At 47.1% G+C, this 4298-nt stretch carries 4 protein-coding genes; 2 read left to right on the forward strand and 2 right to left on the reverse strand.

Annotated elements, in window-relative coordinates; all coding sequences use genetic code 11:
- Positions 1 to 116 precede the first annotated feature (116 nt).
- Complete coding sequence (locus ABYT30_RS16275; RefSeq protein ID WP_373097520.1) at positions 117 to 668, reverse strand: ABC transporter substrate-binding protein; 552 nt, start codon at positions 666 to 668, stop codon at positions 117 to 119.
- Here ABYT30_RS16275 and ABYT30_RS16280 point away from each other — a divergent pair.
- Positions 618 to 1001 (forward strand): spirocyclase AveC family protein, encoded by a 384-nt coding sequence (locus tag ABYT30_RS16280; RefSeq protein ID WP_373082153.1) that lies wholly within the window; start codon positions 618 to 620, stop codon positions 999 to 1001. The two genes, ABYT30_RS16275 and ABYT30_RS16280, sit on opposite strands and share 51 nt — an antisense overlap.
- Positions 1002 to 1195: 194 nt before the next feature.
- Complete coding sequence (locus tag ABYT30_RS16285; RefSeq protein WP_373097518.1) at positions 1196 to 3766, forward strand: RND family transporter; 2571 nt, start codon at positions 1196 to 1198, stop codon at positions 3764 to 3766.
- Positions 3767 to 3775: 9 nt separating this feature from the next.
- Here ABYT30_RS16285 and ABYT30_RS16290 read toward each other — a convergent pair.
- Positions 3776 to 4298 (reverse strand): TetR/AcrR family transcriptional regulator (locus ABYT30_RS16290; RefSeq protein ID WP_373097519.1); only part of this gene is annotated, 523 nt, incomplete at its 5' end.

A 4298-nucleotide genomic window follows, 5' to 3' on the forward strand; every position in this document is an offset into this window, starting at 1 on the left:
CGAACACCCTTCGGTGATAATGGATGGGCGTCGGCGAAGGCATGTAATAGCACGGTAGCGAGGTCGCGGTTAACCACTGGCACACAATACTCTGGCCGCCGGCCGTATTCTTGCTGTTAGCGATCGAGAAAATCCTGACCGACTTTATTGCTTTCATCGTATTGATCGATACCCACCCAGCCACTAATGGCATCCCACATCACCGGATTAATCCATGCGTTTTGAAATGCTGTTCCCATAAAGCGGGGTGGATTCCAATTGCGTTTTTTGAGCTCCTGATTGACATAGACCACGCCAAAACCGAAGCCGCAATGCACTAGCGCGTCCGGATTTGCGGCATGCACCTTGGCCACAGCTGCGCTAACGTCCTTGGCGGTTTGGGGGATGCCGGCCTCGGCAACTATCTGTAAGCCATAGCGCTGGCATGCTGAGCGGAAATTTCGAATATAGGTCTCACCGGGAAGCGACTTTTCATAAAGTACGCCGACTGTTTTGTGACCTAAGTTAGAAATCTGTTCCGCCCAAAAAATCGGCTCATCTGTTAAAGAGCCTCGGGGTAAAGCGAATGTCCATTTACCAAGCCAGTCTTCTGATCCACAAACACTGATGGCCGGTACATGAAATCCTTGTTCTATTGCCTCCTTAACGGGTTCGGCGTTTTTTACTATGGCCGGGTAATAGAGGGCTTGGCGTTATGGGAAGGCACAAAGCATCAATATCCCCTTTATGACACCCTTGCCATGGGGATTCAGATGATGGTATTCACCTACATCCTCGGCCGCGTCGACTCCCAGGGGCGTACTTTTGTCGATGTGTGGGCTGACTCTAGTGCGAAAAGTCGACTGCATTCCGCTTTTCTATCGGTGGCGGGTATTGTTGTGATTGGTCATGCGGTCTATTTGTCAGTGTTTGCACCACATCTTGCTACTAAGGTGATGGGACTTGTAACGGTTGGTCCAGCGGAGCAACTTTTCGAGGGCGTGCCGAACCAGCCCTTATAGTAAGGAAAATAACAAATCATTAAGTTGCGATTCTTTGTCGAAGGGTTATTTAATTGAACAAATAAGTAATAGGCGGGCCGATATAGGTTTATTGTGCTGAGGGAATGCGGATTACTTTTTTGTTTACTATGAACAATTGAGTGATCATTAGCCTAACATTACTACAACTATAAAATCGCGAAGAGTAAGTCTAAATGCAGTTTAGTCCGCCAACAAAAGGCACATTGTTCGAAAATTTCCCTCGCTTGGTCGATACATATCGTTGGCTAATTCTTGCTGTTTTTTCTGTGTTTACAGCAGTGATGGTCTTGGGTATTGAAAAGCATTTTGCCTTAGACGTGTCGGTAGAGGCGTGGTTCGATGAAACGTCGCCTCCGTTTCAGACTAAAAATGAATTTAAGAAACTTTTCGGCAGCGATGAAAATGTATTTATTATTTACCGGCCAAGATCGGGGGATGTGTTTTCGGAATCGGCACTGCTAACGCTAAGGAGCCTACATAGGGAAATTGAGCGAGCAAGTGTGCAGCCCTCCGGGGGCAATCAATTAACGCGAATTTTAGCCGTAGATAGCTTGTATAATGCGCGCTACCAAGTAGCCGATGGCGATACCCTAATTGCTAAAAAGCTAATTGGCGAAGATTTTCCCAGCTCGGCAGAAGCGCGGGAAAAGCGCCGTGCGATCGCGCTCAGCCAAGAGGGGTTTAGGCGGGTCTTTTACTCTGAGGACTTTCAGTACGGGGGTATACAGGTCAAGACTAATTTTGGTGCACAGACGTCTGTGCCAATCGAAGCCGTTGAGTTTGCCGAAGCAGGTAATCTACTCGATGATAGCGATTTCATCATGGCCGGGGCGGTCGAGGCACCCAGTGTAGATTCAGATTCTACGCTGGCCTCGAGTGAGCCGTATTTTGCTAAAGTTGACCAAACCCACTATCAGCAGTTTATGGCGGGTTTGCGGGAAATTACGGATAGGCCAGAGTTTCAAGATTTCGAATTTCATTTCGTAGGCCACCCCGTACAAAACGATTACATGCTCGATACCATGGCGGAAGCGGCCTCCTTAATCGGGGCAATGGTATTCATTTTTATCGCCTTACTTTGGATATTGTTCGGCTCACTCAGTGCGGTGGTATGGCCGTTATTCGTTGTTTCCTTAACAACGCTTTGGGCCACAGGCCTTGGTTGCTGGATGGGCATTAGCTATACCGCTATGTGGATGCTGACGCTAATGTTGACCCTTGCGGTATCTATTGCCAGTTGTATACATATTTTGAGTGCTTATTTGCTTTATCAGCGGGCGGGCAAGCCACATGAGCGCGCGCTGGCTTTGGCTTATAAAAAGACTGGCTTGCCGATATTACTGACCTCCGTTACGACAATGGTTGGGATGCTGTCGTTATCTTTAAGCTCTATTCCGGCAATCAAAGGTTTTGCTTACACCTCCGCGGCGGCGGTTGCTTTTGTTTATATCTTAGTAATGGTGCTATTTCCGATATTGCTAGGTATTTGGCATCCCGCTGCACCAGTGCGCGCTAAGAAGGCCTGGCGGGAAAAGCTCACTATCAATATGCAGCCATTTTTGGCCTGGGTTGCTAATTTTACGCGTCGATATTCCAAAACCATTGTTGTGACCTATGCGGTTATTTTTGCGGTGCTGATGATCGGTGCCTTCGAGATTAAAATTGATACCAATGATTCCAAATTAAGCCGCGCAGACACGCCGATACGCGTGGCTTTGGAATTAGTGGATGAGTCGATGATGGGGGGGATGGCGCTGGAAGTCCTGATGCGGTTTAGTGAGCCAGATGCCATGAAGGACCCGAAGGTGCTAAAAATTATCGCCGCATGGCAGGAGGATATTGCCCAGAACCACAGTGATAAAGTTATTAAAACGTTTTCCTTGGCGGATGTAGTAAAGAATACAAATCAAGTGATGCATGGTGGCGATCCAGCATTTCATCGTATTCCCGATGACCCACTGCTGACCAGCCAGTTACTTTATCTTTTTAATAACTCCAATCCAGTGGATAGGCGCAACTTAGTCAGTGATGATTACAGTAGTAGCCATATTAGCTTTATGATGCGTAATAAAGGGACTCACGATTACGTTCCATTTTTTGCAAAGCTCAATGAAGATTTACTTTCTTATTTTTCGCCACTAAAAGACAGCTATGCGGATATGGATGTACAGACTACCGGTACATTTAAACTGCTAATGGCCCTAAGTGATGAGGTCACCCGTACCCAGCTAAAAACATTTGGTACTGCGCTATTAATTATTACCGTGTTGTTGATGATTACGTTGGGGTCATTTCAGTCTGGGGTTATTGCGGTCATTCCCAATATTCTTCCCGCCGTTGTTACTTTTGGGCTAATGGGGTGGTTGGGCATTCCAATGGATGGCAATACCCTGCTGGTTGCGCCGGTGATTATTGGTATTGCTGTAGATGACACCATTCACTTTATGTCGCACTACCGCCATAGTTGGCTAGAGTTGGGCGATGTTGATGCTGCGGTGACCGGTACCTTGCGGGAGGTCGGGCAGGCGGTGACCTTTACCAGTCTTATTCTTGGTTTAGGTTTTGGTATTCTATCGTTTGCTGAATTTCTCGGTCTTGCCAAGCCTGGCTTCTTTGGGTTTGCGGCAATCATGGTAGCCTTACTGTCAGATTTGTTTTTCTTGCCGGCGCTAATGCACTGGTTAAAACCAGACATGGGACGTAAAAAGGCTCTGGCTGTTTCCGCAAAGGTAGCGCAAGCCTAAACGACGATATTACTTTTTTAGTATGCCATCGACCATTGCCATTGCACTGTCAATGGCATAGCGGGGGAAGTCAATTTTCTCTGGGGCAATCATCAGCGCAATGCCAATGCCGTCGAACACCCCGCGCAAGCCTGCGGCAATTGCATTGGCATCGGTTGTTGATTTGAATTCCTTTTGCTTAATACCGAGCCGGATGATATCAGCGAGCAAGGTGTGGAAGAGTTGATATTGATAATGCATTAGTTCGCGAAAGCGCGGTAAAAATTTTGCTTGCGCAAAGAAGTCTAAAAATAACTGGTTGTATTTACCGAGTTCAATCATGAGTTCTTCGTGGCCGTGCATTAAACGCTTGAGTTGTTCGTAAGCTGACTCACTGGGGTTGATGTCCAACTTGATGCGATCGAGATTATTCTCTAAAAAACTACTCAGCACGCCAATGAGAAGATCTTCTTTGCTGTCGAAATGGTGGTATACGCCGCCCTTGCTCAAACCTGATGCGTTGACAAAATCGTTCATACGACTGGCGGCGACG

This window comes from Zhongshania sp. (assembly GCF_041623545.1).
GTDB lineage: Bacteria > Pseudomonadota > Gammaproteobacteria > Pseudomonadales > Spongiibacteraceae > Spongiibacter.